Origin of the sequence: Halomonas sp. NPDC076908 (assembly GCF_050269715.1) — a bacterium.
Taxonomy (GTDB): domain Bacteria; phylum Pseudomonadota; class Gammaproteobacteria; order Pseudomonadales; family Halomonadaceae; genus Vreelandella.
Window position 1 is genome coordinate 23,378 of sequence record NZ_JBNNIW010000029.1, and the last position, 15,613, is coordinate 38,990.

15 protein-coding genes are annotated in these 15,613 nt (G+C 51.8%); 4 read left to right on the plus strand and 11 right to left on the minus strand.

All coding sequences use genetic code 11. The annotated features are described in order from the left end of the window. The first annotated feature begins 411 nt into the window (after window positions 1–411). A complete protein-coding gene (gene lipA, locus ACQKE4_RS15385; RefSeq protein WP_427389235.1) occupies window positions 412–1,470 on the plus strand; it encodes a lipoyl synthase in 1,059 nt (352 codons plus the stop codon). Window positions 1,471–1,530: 60 nt separating this feature from the next. On the opposite strand, the gene lipB is transcribed toward lipA, so the two are convergent. From lipB to ACQKE4_RS15440, 11 genes are all read right to left on the minus strand, one after another. Then, entirely contained in the window at window positions 1,531–2,196 is a 666-nt protein-coding gene (gene lipB / locus ACQKE4_RS15390) for a lipoyl(octanoyl) transferase LipB (RefSeq protein WP_427389236.1), read from the minus strand. Between the two features lie 2 nt (window positions 2,197–2,198). Continuing rightward, window positions 2,199–2,510, minus strand: a complete 312-nt coding sequence (locus ACQKE4_RS15395) for an HP0495 family protein (protein ID WP_427389237.1) — start codon at window positions 2,508–2,510, stop codon at window positions 2,199–2,201. A gap of 61 nt (window positions 2,511–2,571) precedes the next feature. Continuing rightward, window positions 2,572–3,786 carry a D-alanyl-D-alanine carboxypeptidase family protein gene (locus ACQKE4_RS15400; RefSeq protein ID WP_427389238.1) on the minus strand — a complete coding sequence of 405 codons (1,215 nt, stop codon included), beginning with the start codon at window positions 3,784–3,786 and terminating at the stop codon, window positions 2,572–2,574. Between the two features lie 110 nt (window positions 3,787–3,896). After that, window positions 3,897–4,937, minus strand: a complete 1,041-nt coding sequence (locus ACQKE4_RS15405) for a septal ring lytic transglycosylase RlpA family protein (RefSeq protein WP_427389263.1) — start codon at window positions 4,935–4,937, stop codon at window positions 3,897–3,899. A gap of 2 nt (window positions 4,938–4,939) precedes the next feature. Then, window positions 4,940–5,983, minus strand: coding sequence for a lytic murein transglycosylase B (mltB, locus tag ACQKE4_RS15410; RefSeq protein ID WP_427389239.1), 1,044 nt, complete (start codon window positions 5,981–5,983; stop codon window positions 4,940–4,942). 79 nt (window positions 5,984–6,062) lie between these two features. Further along, the gene (gene rodA, locus ACQKE4_RS15415; protein WP_427389240.1) at window positions 6,063–7,223 is read right to left on the minus strand and encodes a rod shape-determining protein RodA; all 1,161 of its coding nucleotides are present in this window, start codon (window positions 7,221–7,223) and stop codon (window positions 6,063–6,065) included. Window positions 7,224–7,226: 3 nt separating this feature from the next. Next, window positions 7,227–9,134, minus strand: coding sequence for a penicillin-binding protein 2 (gene mrdA, locus ACQKE4_RS15420; RefSeq protein ID WP_427389241.1), 1,908 nt, complete (start codon window positions 9,132–9,134; stop codon window positions 7,227–7,229). Between the two features lie 71 nt (window positions 9,135–9,205). Continuing rightward, window positions 9,206–9,673: a 23S rRNA (pseudouridine(1915)-N(3))-methyltransferase RlmH gene (gene rlmH / locus ACQKE4_RS15425; RefSeq protein WP_427389242.1), complete on the minus strand. Its 468-nt coding sequence runs from the start codon at window positions 9,671–9,673 to the stop codon at window positions 9,206–9,208. After that, on the minus strand, window positions 9,670–10,056 hold the full coding sequence (rsfS, locus tag ACQKE4_RS15430; RefSeq protein WP_427389243.1) for a ribosome silencing factor: 387 nt from the start codon (window positions 10,054–10,056) through the stop codon (window positions 9,670–9,672). Before rsfS ends, rlmH begins: the two co-directional genes overlap by 4 nt. 87 nt (window positions 10,057–10,143) lie before the next feature. Further along, window positions 10,144–10,794, minus strand: a complete 651-nt coding sequence (nadD, locus tag ACQKE4_RS15435; RefSeq protein ID WP_427389244.1) for a nicotinate-nucleotide adenylyltransferase — start codon at window positions 10,792–10,794, stop codon at window positions 10,144–10,146. A gap of 25 nt (window positions 10,795–10,819) precedes the next feature. Next, window positions 10,820–12,127 carry a glutamate-5-semialdehyde dehydrogenase gene (locus ACQKE4_RS15440; protein ID WP_427389245.1) on the minus strand — a complete coding sequence of 436 codons (1,308 nt, stop codon included), beginning with the start codon at window positions 12,125–12,127 and terminating at the stop codon, window positions 10,820–10,822. Window positions 12,128–12,378: 251 nt separating this feature from the next. Here ACQKE4_RS15440 and ACQKE4_RS15445 point away from each other — a divergent pair, with 251 nt between their 5' ends. The 3 genes from ACQKE4_RS15445 to ACQKE4_RS15455 are packed head-to-tail and all read left to right on the plus strand — an operon-like array spanning window position 12,379 to window position 15,602. After that, on the plus strand, window positions 12,379–13,233 hold the full coding sequence (locus ACQKE4_RS15445) for a hypothetical protein (protein WP_427389246.1): 855 nt from the start codon (window positions 12,379–12,381) through the stop codon (window positions 13,231–13,233). Next, window positions 13,230–14,162, plus strand: a complete 933-nt coding sequence (locus ACQKE4_RS15450; protein ID WP_427389247.1) for a GGDEF domain-containing protein — start codon at window positions 13,230–13,232, stop codon at window positions 14,160–14,162. The genes ACQKE4_RS15445 and ACQKE4_RS15450 overlap by 4 nt, the downstream gene beginning before the upstream one ends. A gap of 42 nt (window positions 14,163–14,204) precedes the next feature. Further along, entirely contained in the window at window positions 14,205–15,602 is a 1,398-nt protein-coding gene (locus ACQKE4_RS15455; protein WP_427389248.1) for a bifunctional DedA family/phosphatase PAP2 family protein, read from the plus strand. Window positions 15,603–15,613 lie beyond the last annotated feature (11 nt).

The following is a 15,613-nucleotide window of genomic DNA, read 5'->3' on the forward strand; positions in this document are numbered from 1 at the left end:
ATCAATCCCGAAAGCAATGATGCTGCAGTGCAATATAGTTTAGGCTACATCGGCCATGCCGTCGAACTTTAACCCAGACAAATAACACCAATGCGACTAATGATCTCCTGCTTAGGCAGCTCAAAAGCTTCAGTGTTAGCATGCTTTTCGCTGGCGATGAAGCATGAAATTGCATTAATGCTTACGTCGATATAGGGCGTCCACTAGCACATGTCAATGGTCCATAAAACGACCGCCCAATAGTAATACCGATGCTTTCGCCCTAATGCTGAAGGGGATCAGGCGGTGTCTTGTTGGTTAGTAGATATGTTACATTAACGCCTATTAGTCTGATTGATTAACTGATCCGTTAAGCATCAATTGGCAGGTTTGTATCCCATGCCGGTCGCACAATAGAGAGGCTCTGTCACTATGAGCAATAACCCCACCCAACGCGTGTCCAGTGGTGAAAAATACCGCAATGAACATGGCATGTCGGTGATCAAAGATGGCATGAAGCAGCGTAAAGAGCAGGTACAAGCCCCTACTCTTGAGCGCAAGCCAAAGTGGCTACGAGCACAGATCCCGGGTGGCGAGCGTTTTGAAGCGGTTAAAAAGAATGTCGCGACGCACCGGTTAAGCACGGTCTGTGCCGAATCTCACTGCCCCAATATGGGTGAATGTTGGAGTAACGGTACTGCTACGATCATGCTGATGGGGTCGGTATGTACCCGCGCCTGTCGATTCTGCGCAGTTGATACCGGTAACCCCCAGGGCTGGTTAGATCACGAAGAACCTGAAAACACCGCTAAATCGGTTGAGCTAATGGGCTTACGTTATATCGTGCTCACTTCAGTTGACCGTGACGATCTGGACGATGGCGGTGCAACCCATTACGCCAACTGTATTCGTGCCATTAAAGCGCGTACGCCTGATGTCGTTGTCGAAGCGCTAACCCCCGACTTTGATGGCGAAACGTCCTCTATTGAGCGAGTGGTCGATTCCGGCTTACAGGTATTCGCACAGAATGTTGAAACAGTCGAGCGTTTAACAAACCGCGTGCGTGACCCGCGGGCAGGCTATCGTAAAACGCTTGATGTGCTTGCCCATGCTAAGCGCTACCGTCCTGATATCATCACTAAGACCAGCTTGATGCTCGGCTTGGGTGAAACCGATGAAGAGATATTACAAACCTTTGACGACCTGCGTGAGATCGGCGTCGATATCGTGACGCTCGGCCAATATCTGCGTCCGACTAAAAACCATCTATCCGTAGAGCGCTGGGTAACACCTGAAGAGTTTGATCGTTATCGCGTTCTTGGCCTGGAAAAAGGCTTTATGGAAGTTCCCTCCGGCCCCTTAGTGCGCTCAAGCTATCGCGCTGACAGGGTCTTTGAGAAAAATAATCTGGGACTTGCCTCACCCGCATCAGTGCCCGGTCAGGAGCAGCAAGCGAATCCTAACCTTATCCCTACGCTTAACGTTGGATAGAACTGGATACCTTACCTTTGCACGACCCTTTGTCGCTATAAAGAGGCTACAAAACGGACTTTATAGCGGCAGAGAATTTTTGCTAGGTAACAAAGGGCGCCTTAACTGTGCTGCTAGTGCCTGCGCCAATTGCTCTCCTACACAGTGATCGCTGGGCAGCTCAACAAGATCGGCCAGTCGCACCATGGACATTCCCGCATAACCGCAAGGGTTAATACGCGAAAAAGGGCTAAGGTCACCGTCAACATTGAATGCCACCCCGTGAAAACTTGCACCCCTTCGAATGCGCAACCCGAGTGATGCAATTTTCGCCTCACCCATCTCTGTGGGCACATAAACGCCTGGCGCATCCGGTCGAGCACGCGCAGTAACACCATAGCCGTTTAGCACGTCGATGACGGCGTTTTCCAGCGCAGTCACCAAGTCACGCACCCCAATATTACTTCGCCGCACATCTAACAGTGGGTAAAGCACTACCTGCCCAGGCCCGTGATAGGTGACCTGCCCACCCCGGTCCGTGTGTACCACCGGAATATCACCCGGCATGAGCAAATGCTCCGGCTTGCCCGCCTGGCCTTGCGTAAAAACAGGGTCGTGTTCAACAAGCCAGAATTGATCCGGCGTTGCTGAGTCACGGGTATCGGTCAGCGCCCGCATCGCCTCCCATACCGGCTGGTAGGCTTGGCGACCCAAATTGTGAAATTCAATTGGCGCTGCAAAATCCACGCTTATACCACCATATGAACGCGACCGGTCGCCTTTAAGTCTTCAAACAGCTCTTTAATGTGCTGCTCTCCGGTGGCACGAATCATCACTCGCACAGACTGGTAACGACCGTTACGGCTGTCGACCACCTGCATGGTGGTTGCATCGAAATCCGGCGCATGACGCACAATGATCTGACAAACACAGGCTGGAAAATCATCAGCGGCATCGCCGACAACTTTTAACGAGTAATCACAAGGAAAAGTGATTTTAGGCGGCTCTAAAGCCGCTGGTTGACGCAAATCGCGCAATCCCTTAGGGGTAGCTTTGCTCATGTCGAACTCATCATCAAAATTGCATAAATTAAGCTTGGCGACAGCCTAAACATCGCTCATTTTAGTCAGTAAAGTTACTGATCAAGCCGCTAAAAAAGCGTCGTACTTGGTCAAATAAGCGCTTGAAAAGTCCACCCTCTTCAACATTCTCTAATGCCACCATGCGACGTTCGCCGACAATTTCATCACCTAAATGGACTTCAAGCGTGCCCACTTCATCGCCAATTGCGATTGGGGCTTGAAGATCCGGATCAAGATTCAACCGGGCACGCAGCTCTTCGTTACGATTACGCGGCAACGTCATAAAGACTTCTTCATCAACACCTACGCGGAGTTCATTACTGTCGCCACCCCAAATGCGCGGCGTAGCGAGCACTGCACCTCGCTCATAGAGCTTAGTAGTTTCAAAAAACCGGAAACCATAGCTGAGCAGTTTTTGGGTTTCCTGAGCACGCGCTTCTTCTGAGTTGGTACCCATCACTACCGAAATTAGCCGCATATCATCGCGCTTAGCCGACGCCACCAACCCAAAACCGGCTTCCGTGGTCCAGCCTGTTTTCAAGCCATCAACAGTAGGATCACGCCATAACAAACGGTTGCGGTTAGGCTGATCAATGCCTGCAAAAGAGAACGTCCGCTGGGAATAGATTTCATAGTGCTCAGGGTAATCATTAATAATGTACTGCGACAACAGCGCCATATCACGCGCGCTTGAGTAATGGTTATCGCCCGGCAAACCAGTGGCATTCTGGAAATTAGTGTTATGCATACCCAAGCGCGTGGCGTGCTGGTTCATCAAGTCAGCAAAAGGCGCCTCACCGCCCGCTAAGTGCTCGGCCATTGCCACGCTAGCATCGTTACCTGAAACAATAATGATCCCATGAAGCAGGTTATCGACTGAGACCTGATCGCCAACTTCAATAAACATTTTAGAGCCGCCTGTGCGCCAGGCATTCTCACTAATGTTGATCATATCCGTTAAGTTGATAGTGCCACGATCAAGCTCCCGCTCCACCAAATAGGCAGTCATTAGCTTGGTCAGACTTGCAGGAGGTAGTCGCTCATCAGAGTTATGCTCCGCCAATACTCGGCCACTATGGGCGTCCATCAATATCCATGAACTTGCCGCTAGCTGGGGTGCAGCCGGAATAATAGTTTGCGGCTGCGGGACTGCCGGCTGAGGAACTGACTGGGCAATGGCAGGCAGGGCAACAGATGCCATAGCAACAACAATACACAGCCGAGCGGAGCGACTAATGGATGTAAACACGTTCATAACGACAGTCTCACTTACTTGAAAACGCACTTGCAAAGATTAATTGCAAAGCTAATTTGTAAAAAACGGCGGCGCGTGAACCGCACCATAGAAAATACATAGGGTGTTAATTATCGCACAACAAACACCTGGGGGAAGCCTGCTTGACGCAGTGCTTCGCGCGCCTGGGTCTCTTGCGCAGGTGCAATCGGCCCTACCTGTACACGATACATATCCGCATCATTCATTATGCGTACTGAATGCGGCTGTTCCCCCTCCAAACGCTGCTGTAACTGCTGTGCGCCTTCTGGATTACCCAAGGCGGCTATTTGTAAATACATAGCATCACCAGAGCCGCTAGCCGGTGCTGGCGAGGCTTGCTGTTGCGATGGCGCCGCTTGCGAAGCCGCCGGTGCAGCAGCAACACGCTCCGTAGGCATAGCGCTCGCGGCAGGTGCTTGTCGCTGGCTTTGCGACGGCGAACCACTTGTTCCCCCGCGCTGGGCCAACCACTGCTCCGGGTCAATCGCTTCAACCTTAACAGGGCCAGTACCGTTATCCAGGAACCCGAGCCTAGCCGCTGCTGCGTAGGATAAATCGATTTCACGATCACTATGGAATGGGCCACGATCATTGACTCTGACAATAACCGACTGGCCGTTATCCAAACTCGTTACCCGTGCGAACGTAGGCAGAGGAAGCGAACGGTGAGCCGCTGACATTTTGTACATGTCGTAAATTTCACCGTTGGACGTGGCGTAACCGTGAAACTTCTCGCCATACCATGAGGCAGTGCCCCGCCTTTCGTAACCGGTTGCGTCGGGCAGCACTTGATAGGTTTTACCCCATACTTCATAAGTCGGGCGATTGCCGCCTCGTGAAAGCTGCTCTACGCGCGGTTCAGCATCCGGCACTTTAGTGACATCAGGTGGCTCAAGGGGATAAGCATCCCCACTCATAGCATAGCGCCCGCTACTAGTGGCTGCCGCCGTTGAGGCTGCTGGAGCCGCCGTTTGGCTAGTCGAACTAGGCGTATCAACGCGTTGCGCCTCATTGCTTGCACAACCACTAATCAACGCAAGCAACGTCACTACTCCACCTGCCCGCTGCGCTCTTTTGAGCTGATCCTTAGTGACCCTGCTACTTGTCAGCCAATTTTTTGCCAGCATCATACTCATGCATCGTCCTCATACTGCTCAGCAATCGCTTCGGCTAATTCCGCTACGGCCATGGCATAGAGGTGGCTATGGTTATAGCGAGTAATCACGTAAAAATTAAATTCACCAAACCGGTAACGGGTCTCGCCGTCAGCAAACTCAAGTGCTAAAGGTACCACCAGTAAGTCATCATCTAACGGCTCGGCTGGCTCAAATCCATGCTCAGCGAGCTTTGCAACACTGACAGTAGGTGCCGATGTTTGATTGAATGAGAGTTCTTGCGCTAGCCCTTCAGGTACTTCTTCTGGGCCACTTGCTTGATGGTAAATAGGTGCGCCAGCTATCCAACGGTGTTCGGCAAAGTAATTGGCTACACTGCCAATGGCATCCACCGGGTTTTCCCACAGATCGCGAATGCCATCGTCATCGAAATCGACCGCGTAGGCCTGATAACTAGTAGGAATGAATTGAGGATAGCCCATCGCACCGGCATAAGAGCCTCGCAATTCAGTTGGGTCGACCTGCTGCTCGTAGGCAATACGTAAAAATGCGGCTAATTCACCGCGAAAGAACGTACCCCTCACCGGGTGATGAAAAGCCAGCGTTGCCAGTGAGTCAAGCACACGATGCTGACCCTTATGACGTCCGTAGTAAGTTTCTACGCCAATAATGGCGGTAATGATCTCTGCGGGTACACCGTAGGTGCTTTCTGCGCGTGCCAGGGTGTCAGCGTGCGCCTGCATAAACTCGGCGCCCTCTTGAATACGCTGCTCAGTAATAAATATATCGCGGTACTCATGCCATTGAAGACGGCGCTCAGCGGCACCTTCCATTGCATCTAATACACTTTGGGTAAAATTAGCCTGCTCTAGGGCTTCGACTAACCAAGCCTGGGGAACGCCCTGTTCAACCAATTCGTCAACCAAGGCTTGGGTTTCGCCATGCTGAGACGGAGCAAAATGATGCTGAGCAGGCTCATCTGCAAATAATAGTGTAGGCGTTGCCCAGCACATCAATGCTGCTAGCAAACAGCTGCTCGCCTTCCTGTGGACCTTGTTCATTGACTCTCCATTCCTGAACTCTCTATTCCAGAACCGTCCATTCCCGAGCAACGCGCGCGCGAATCAGTAAATAGCCTCTCTAGCGCGACAGCAAACGGCGGTGGGCATGTATCGACATGAGAATACCGAAACCGGCCAGTAAGGTCACGCTTGAGGTGCCGCCATAACTTACCAATGGAAGCGGTACGCCAACCACCGGTAAAATGCCGCTTACCATTCCCATATTGACAAAAACATAGATAAAAAACGTCAAGATAATACTACCTGCCACCAAACGGCCAAACGTATCTTGTGCTCCACTCGCCATCCATAGGCCTCGGCTCACAATCAACAGATAAAGGCACAGCAGCACTAGCATACCAACTAAACCGAACTCCTCACCCAACACAGCAATAATGAAATCGGTGTGCCGCTCTGGCAAAAACTCTAACTGCGACTGGGTACCTTCAAGCCATCCTTTACCCCAGACCCCGCCGCTGCCAATCGCCGTGGTCGATTGAATAATATTCCAGCCAGATCCCAACGGATCGCTCTCTGGGTTTAAAAAAGTTAATACGCGTTGGCGCTGATAATTGTGCATATTCATCCACAAAACAGGAACGCAAGCGGCACCCAACACACCAACAAAACCGATCAAACGCCATGATAAGCCTGCTAAAAGCACCACTATAATGGCCGCACTAGCTACTAAGAGTGAGGTTCCTAAATCAGGCTGAATTGCTGTAAGCACTACCGGCACACCAATAATGACAGCGCAAACGACAATATCGCGCAGCCGAGGCGGTAATTCACAGCGATTAAGATAGGCCGCCACCATCAAGGGTACCGCCAGCTTCATCATTTCTGACGGCTGAAAGCGAATAACACCCGGAATAACTAGCCAGCGTTTAGCCCCCATCCCCACATCGCCTACCAAATCAACGGCCACTAACATCGCCACGCCAAATAAGTAGGCCAGCGGCGCCCAACGGAGAAATGTTGATGGTGCGAACTGGGCAATGATCACCATGACCACGAGCGCTATACAAAAACGCACGCCCTGGGCGATAACGGAGTCGATAGACTGGCCTGATGCGCTATAAAGCACGATTAAACCACTACTCATCAACAGCAGTAGTAGACCAAGCAACCATGGGTCGATATGAATTCGTTCCCAGATGCTCTTTCGTCGGGCAATACCGCTGGTAGGAGGACGAACAGGATAGCCTCGCATGGATCGAGCAATAAACTGCCAAGGCATGGCTTAGTTACCCTCCACATTGGCATTATCTTCTTGCAGCACTTCTCGCACCTCATCAACGTCCGGCGCATCGTTTTTCAGTATCCAGGCATCCGTCATTGCGCGTGCCAAATGGGCAGCGTGAGTACTCCCCCCACCAGCATTTTCAACAATCACGGATACCGCAATCTGGGGGTCTTCTAACGGCGCGAAGGCCATAAATAATGCGTGATCACGTAACCGCTCGGCTAATTCGTCAGCGTTATAGCGCTGATCCTGGCCAAGTGAAAAGACTTGTGCAGTACCTGACTTTCCGCCCATCCGGTACTCAAGGCCAACACCTGTGCGTCGCGCTGTGCCCTCGTTGCCACTAATCACCTTTTCCATACCGCTGAATACGCGATCCCACCAGCTATCATTGGCTAACTGAATATCATCCAAAGTATTAGGCAGATCACGCGGCACCGGTGTATCGCCTATCTGGCGTGCCAAGCGTGGCTTGACCCAATGCCCACGGTTAGCCAGCGCTGCCGTGGCGCTTGCAAGCTGGAGTGGCGTGACTTGCCAGTAACCTTGCCCAATCCCTACCGATAACGTTTCACCAGGGTACCACGGCTGATTGAAGCGCCCACGTTTCCAATCCCGTGAGGGCATTAAGGCTCCACTTTCTCCCTGCACATCATGGGCAACACGCTGACCAAACCCAAAGTTGCTCATTTGCTCATGCAGGTTATCGATACCCAGATCATGGGCCAAGGTGTAGTAGTAAGTATTATTCGAGACCGCAATTGAGCGCTCCATATCGACACGTCCATGCCCCCAGCGCAACCAGTTACGGTAGCGACGTGAGTCATTGGGTAGTTGATAAAAGCCAGGATCATTAATAGTGCTATCAGGCGTAATCACCCCTTCCACTAAACCCGCCAACGCTAAAAACGGCTTAATCGTCGAGCCAGGTGGATAGTGCCCGCGAATCGCACGGTTAAACAGCGGCAGATCAAGGTCTTCCTGCAAGCCGCGATAAGAAGCAACATCAATACCCGTCACAAACTGGTTACTGTCAAAACCAGGCGTGGACACCATCGCAAGGATTTCACCGGTATCCGGCACAATGGCGACAATCGAACCACGGCGGCCGTCCAGAAGTTCATAAGCCAGCATCTGCAGCGACCTATCCAACGTTAAGGTCAAATTCTCCCCAGGCACTGGGTCTGTACGACCTAACTCTCTTAACACCCGTCCTCTGGCATTGGTTTCTACTTTGCGCAAACCTGCTTGGCCGTGTAGCTGTTCTTCATAGAAGCGTTCAATGCCAGTTTTACCGATAAAGTGAGTTCCGGCATAACGTCCTGCATCCAGCGTTTCCATCTCTTCAGCGTTTATTCGCCCCACATAACCTAATGCATGCGCCATGACTTCAGCATCGGGGTAGAAGCGTAACGGCTGAGCCTCTACTTCAACACCAGGCAAGCGATGACGATTGACCGCAAGACGGGCAATTTGATCTTCATTAAGATCGCTAGTAAGCAGTGCGGGCTGGAACGGTCGCTGGCGCTGGCGTGAGCGAACGTTGAACGCCTCAATCTCTTCTTCTGGCAGTTCAAGCAGCTCTACCAATAATGCCAAGGCTTCATCTAAGTTATCGACGCGCTCACGCACCAGCGTCAAATTGTAGGTTGGCCGATTTTCAGCCAACAGTACGCCGTTACGGTCGTAGATCAAACCACGGTTGGGAGGAAGCGGCTCTACCCTCACTCGGTTATTTTCGGAGCGGGTGCTGTAAAGGTCATGCTGGACAACTTGCAAATAGACCAGGCGGCCCATCAACAGTCCTGCCAAGGTCAATACCACTAATATCGCGAGCAGCGCTCTAACACGGAAAACACGCAGTTCTTGCTCAGAGTTTTTTAGCGTATTGGGGCGCTTGAGCATAGCAACGATGACTCTCAAAACAGGTATTGGGCGCAGCAGGATATAAAAAGTGATTGCTCACCCTTCAACCATTAGCGGTGATAAGGGTGGCCCACCAGCAGTGTCCAAGCACGATATAGCTGTTCGGCCAAGATAATACGCACTAGGGGGTGCGGTAACGTAAGCGGCGAAAGCGACCAAGCTTTTTCAGCCATCGCTGAAAGCGACGGCTCAAGGCCGTCAGGCCCACCGACCAATAACACAACATCGCGGCCGGTCATTCTCCAGGCGTCCGCTTCTTGCGCCAGTTGCTCGGTGGTCCAAGGTTTGCCTTTCACCTCTAGTGCCACTACATATTCGTCCCCACGAAGCTTGTCGCGAATACGCTGCGCTTCTTGGGCACGCGCCTTGGCAATATCTGCATTCTTGCCACGCTGGCCGAGCGCAATTTCTTCAATCTCAAGATGAAAATCTTTAGGCAGCCGTTTGCGATAGATTTCCACGCCCTCTTCTACCCAGGCTGGCATTTTGTTACCTACCGCTAACAGCCGGATTTTCATGACATGCTGGCTCGCTCATGAAAGCGCTCAAGCGTTTCACTAATTACATCTGAATCGCTGGGCAAATCAGCCCACAACCGCTCTAGGTCATACAGCACCCGAGCTTCAGGCATCATTACGTGTACAACAACGTCACCTAGGTCAACCAACACCCAGTCAGCGTTATCACCACCTTCGACGCCCAACGGGCCAAGGCCTGCAGCTTTAGCTTTTGCAACAACATTCTCAGCAATGGCCGCTACATGCCGAGTGGAGGTTCCACTGGCAATAAGCATGAGGTCAGTTACCTCAGTTAATTTGGCAACATCTAAATGCGTAATGTCACGTGCTTTCAGTTCTTCTAGCGCGTCGACCGCTAGTTTTTTCAATGTATCGATGTGCATGACTCCTAAAGACAACCTCGTTGGGTAATCGGTCAATAAAGCCGGCCATTGTAGCGGCTTCTTTGCTGACTGCCAGCGCTATTCGCTCTATTGATAAAGACCACGCTGCTTAATAGCCTTTTCAACGGGCTCTGGAACTAGATAACGTATGCTTTTTCCCGTTTTTAAACGCTCACGGATATAGGTTGCGGAAATTTCCATTAGCGATGGCAATTCCAGCATTAAATACCCACCACAGGGCTGCTGCATTAATTTCTCTACACTATCGACTGCGCGATAGCCCACCAGTTCCATTAGCGGCGCAGGCAAGGGTTCGCTATAACCGGGCCGCTTGATCACAACCAAATGGGCGAACTTGAACAGTCGTTCTGGCTGGTACCACTGTGTTAGCCGTAAAAAAGCATCGTAGCCAATGACCATTGTTAAGCGCGCCTGATCACCGAACTCATTGCGTAGGTCGACAAGCGTATCCACACTGTAAGAAGGGCCATCGCGGCGCAATTCACGATCATCTGCGATCAGCCCTGGTGTATCGCCAATCCCGGCTTTTAATAGTGCCAAACGCTGCTGCGCAGACACTTGTGGGCGATCCCTTAAAGGTGGCTGCTGTGCGGGTATCATATGCAGCTGGTCTAGCTGCAACGCCTCTTTCAGCTCAACCGCACTACGCAAATGCCCTATATGAACAGGGTCGAATGTGCCGCCTAACATGCCAATCCGAGGTATAAGGCTATTCATCCTATTACCTCATCGTTCCAACCACTCATCCACGCACCTGACCATCACCAAAGACTACATATTTCTGGGTAGTCAGGCCTTCCAAGCCTACCGGCCCACGGGCGTGGAGCTTATCGGTTGAAATCCCAATCTCAGCTCCTAGCCCATACTCAAAGCCATCGGCAAAGCGAGTGGAGGCATTAACAATCACCGAGCTGGAATCCACCTCTGCCATAAAGCGCCGCGCCAGGGAGTAATCCTGGGTGACAATGGCATCCGTATGGTGAGAACCGTAATGCTCTATATGGGCGATGGCTTCGTCCATTCCATCGACCAATTTTATGGCTAGCACCGGTGCCAAATACTCTGCGTACCAATCTTCTTCACTAGCAGCCACTGCTTGTGGCAGCAGAGCCTGAGTACGCTGACAGCCGCGAAGCTCCACCTCATGTTCGGCATACGCACGCGCCAGCTCAGGCAGCAGTAGATCAGCAATAGGTGCGTCAATGAGCAGGGTTTCCATGGTATTACAGGTGCCATAGCGATGTGTTTTCGCATTAACCGCAATGGCTAGCGCCTTAGCTGGGTCAGCGGTGGTATCAATGTAAACATGACAAACGCCATCAAGATGCTTGATAACCGGTACCCGTGCGTCACGAGAGATACGTTCAATCAGCGACTTACCGCCTCGGGGAATAATCACATCCACATATTCCGGCCTACTGATCATCTCGCCCACCGCCGCACGGTCAGTGGTCGCTACGACTTGAATGCTACCAGCGGGAAGTCCAACATCGGCTAACCCCGCTTGAATGCAGGCGCTAAGTGCAGCATTGGACTCACTCGCCTCTGAACCGCCGCGCAATATGCAGGCATTGCCCGATTTTAAACACAGACTGGCGGCTTCCAACGTCACATTAGGGCGGGACTCATAAATAATGCCAATAACGCCCAACGGCACGCGCATTTTACCCACTTGAATACCGCTGGGGCGATAGCGCATATCGCTAATCTCGCCTACTGGATCTGGCAAAGCAGCGACTTGATGTAAACCTTCAATCATGGCGTCAATGCGTGCGTCATTGAGCGCTAAACGATCTAGTAGCGCGCTTTCTAAACCGCTTTGCTGGCCTCGTTGTAAATCGGCGGCGTTGGCGCCTAGAATGCTCTCACGTGATTTCATTAACCGCTGAGCCATAGCCATTAGAGCGCGATTTTTCAACCCAGTATCCGCACGGCGTAGCTCACTAGCCGCCCGTCGAGCCGACCGCCCCAGAGCCTGCATGTAGGCGGGCACATCCCCGGCAGTTAAATGCTGTTGGGCCTCGTCTTGGAACGGTGTTGAAACGCTCATGCTGTCTCCGTGCGTGGTTGCGCATACTTTTTAAGAAAATCTACGTTAATCAAGCTCTGGGATTACCATCCAAAGGCCCCCAGACTAACTCACAATAGTACCTACTTATGATTGGCAAGCGTATTAATGAAGTCATCTTTCATGTTCATGCTTATGCTACGCCATTTCACCGTTATACTGAGGTTAATTAAACCGCTACTGTATGCCGTGTTCGGACACCTCTGGTTATTCAGGATGAATAGTAAGCCACCATGCAAAGCAAGTACAAAATCCGTTTGCTACGCGCCAATCTTTTAGCCGCTGCTGTTGCCTTGGCGCTATGGACGCCCGCCACCAACCCCACCACGGCATTAGTGCTGTGGCTATCCGTGGGCTGGTTGTTTATCACTGCATTAATGCTCGATTTTAGCCATCGCCGTTCGCGTGGCCTACCTTGGCAAGCGATACCTGGGGCGCTGCTGGTGGGGTTGATTGCCTCTGCTCCCGAACGTCATGGAATTTTGATCTGGGCGTGGGCAGCTATGTTAATGCTGCCTCAAAAAAGCTGGGTCATGGCCTTTAACCTCAGTGCTGCACTAATAAGCTCTGTGATGGTGGCTCCTGTACTGAGCACACCTGAATTCCTGGTGTTACTGTGTTCAATGCTCATCCTAGGCTTGCTTGCCTTATCGCGCGCTCAACAACTAATCGATATTAATGGCTCGATTCGACAGCGTCTTCGCTTGATACCGGGATTGAACCTATGGGCGGGTGAACAGCTGCTTCGCGATATTACTAGAGAGCAAACTCGCTGTGAGCGTGAAGGGATCCACGCTGAAGTATTCATTCTTCATGTTAAACGCCACCAGCTCTGGACGACCGCACAAAAACTGTGTGAACTGACCTACGATTTTGAAAATGTTTATCGTTTAAATAGCACTACCCTAGTCACTTTAATGCTTTCACGCTCGCCAAAAGAAGCCGCTCAGCGGCGCGCCCTACTGCTCGCAGGCTTGCCAGAAAATACCACAAGCGAGCACCTGGAATTGATCGATATCGAACCCGCAACGCTGACGGTGTTTGAAATGAGTAAATTACCTACCGAACGCGCGCGGGAAACAACATGACCGAACACCAGATTCCCAAGCGCTTAATGACCGTCGCCTATAGTGCCAGTATCGCCCTAATGATCGGCTATGTATTGTGGCTTTATGCGATGGGTGAGTATCGTGACCTGCTTGTCCCCACGTTTATTACCCTACTACTCGCTGCGGCACTGCTACTGCACATGGGCCAGGGGCTAAAAAACCATTGGCCACGTTTTATTTTATTGTTCTGCACCTACTCCGTTGTGCTTAGTGCTTTTTATGCTCAACCAAAGGTCTCCCTGATTTGGCTGGGCCTGCCGGTAACGGCCGCTTTTTTATTGCTCCCCCTCTGGGCTGCAGTGCTAGTCAACGTGGCAGCAGGGCCGCTATGGTGGTTACTTCCCGCTGTATCAACGGCTCCTCCCGCTGTTATCGTAGGCTATATCGCACTAACCCTACTACTTGCCCTGCCACGCTGGGAACATGCCCGCCGCCGGGCACTACTTCGTGCCACAGACCCCAATGACAGCGATTGCAATGCTTACCATATAGATACTCTTAAAGAGAGACTGAGTAGCGAGCATCAGCGCGCCGCAATGCTCAATCAACAGCTAGCGGTATTAGTACTCCATTTGCCACAATTGGACATGGCAGAGGAGCAGTTTGGCCATCGAGCCCAAACAGCCATTTTGGGGGCTTTATGTAGCGAAGTGAACAGCCGATGCCGCGATTACGATGTATTGGGTCGGGCCGACAACGCCACCTTTTGGCTAGTGCTGCCTGACACCACTGAAAGCGGCGCCCTATTGGTACGCGAACGCCTACAACGCGCACTTTCGCGATGTGTTTTAGTTGAAACAGGCCATTTAGAGGTGCGCATCGCAGCCTGTTTACCTAGCCGTACTGAAAGCTTCGAACACTATGTAAAGCGACTCGAAGCACGTGGTATCTCTTTGGCTAACGCCTAGTTAGCTATTATTCATCACCTAAATGCTTAGCTGGAGAGGTTTGTGCCGCTAGCCGATACGCTCTACTCATTAACCTTGTCAGCCCCCATGCTACTGTGCCTAGTTCTCGTTATCGCCCTGGTGGAGTCGCTTGCGCTGGTGGGCTTACTGGTGCCCGGCGTCGTGTTAATCACCACCGTTGCATCGCTGGCAGGACATCAGGATATCGCTTTAGTGTGGCTAGTTGGCGCTGCCTTCCTAGGCGCTATTCTAGGGGATAGCATCAGTTTTACGCTGGGCTACAGACATCATAAGCAGGTAACGAAGCGCTGGCCGCTTTCACAACATCCAGAATGGCTAGCCCGCGGAACTCGTTTTTTCGAGCGATACGGTATCTCTTCGGTATTTATTGGTCGCTTTGTCGGCCCGGTGAGACCGATTATTCCATTAGTAGCTGGCATGATGCATATGCCACCGCGCACCTTTGCTTGGGCCAATATCAGCTCAGCTGCGTTGTGGGCACCGGCGTATGTATTACCAGGCTATTTACTCGGGCGCACATGGCAGCACCATTTAGACATTCCTCCCGGCCTTGAGGCTGCCCTGTTGATACTGGCTGCCATTATGGTGGTATTAGCGGTGGTGTTTTCCTGGGGTCGTCATCAGGTCACTAGACACGGCAGACTTTATCGCGCGCTCGCTGGTAGCATTCGCCGTTTACCGCTATTGCGCCGCCCCTGGCTAGCCATGAGCCATTCAGGCGAGGTTCCCTTAGCATCGATGCTACTATTAATAATCTCGCTGGGCACACTTTCTGGCTGGACACTGCTGGTCATTGCCCACGATGGCCCGTTAGAAATGGACCTGCTTGTTCAGCGACTTTTTGCCTGGCTGCATAGCGACCTTGGCTATTCGATAGGTAACATCTTTGCCCGCATAGGCGATACCTACGGCATTATCGCTTTAACGCTACCTTGGGCATTATGGCTACTAGTGCGTAAAAGAGTCGATGCTTTGCTACATTGGTGTGGCGGTTTTGCAGGTATCGCGTTGCTAAATACCGTTGGTAAAGGCCTATTTGGTCGTGCACGCCCTGATACGCCAGACTATTTAACAGGCTCATTCTCCTACCCCAGTGCGCACACTTCGACTGCCGTGGTCCTGCTTGGTCTCGCGGCGGCGTTTATAGCAGCCGAGCTGCCACGTCAAAAGCGTTTTTGGGCCTACTGGATAGCACTAGCCCTAACACTGCCCATGGCGTTATCGAGGTTAGTGGTAGGGGTTCATTGGTTCAGCGATTTGGTCGGAGGCGCGCTGTTAGGCATGGTAGTGTGCGCACTCACTCTACTTCATTGGCAGCAGCAACCACGGCCAAGCTTACGCCCTTGCCCATGGTGGCTTTTAAGCATCGCGTCTCTGGTATTAGTGAGCGCTCGGGTAGGTTTTTTACCGCCTGTTTAGGGGTAGATAAA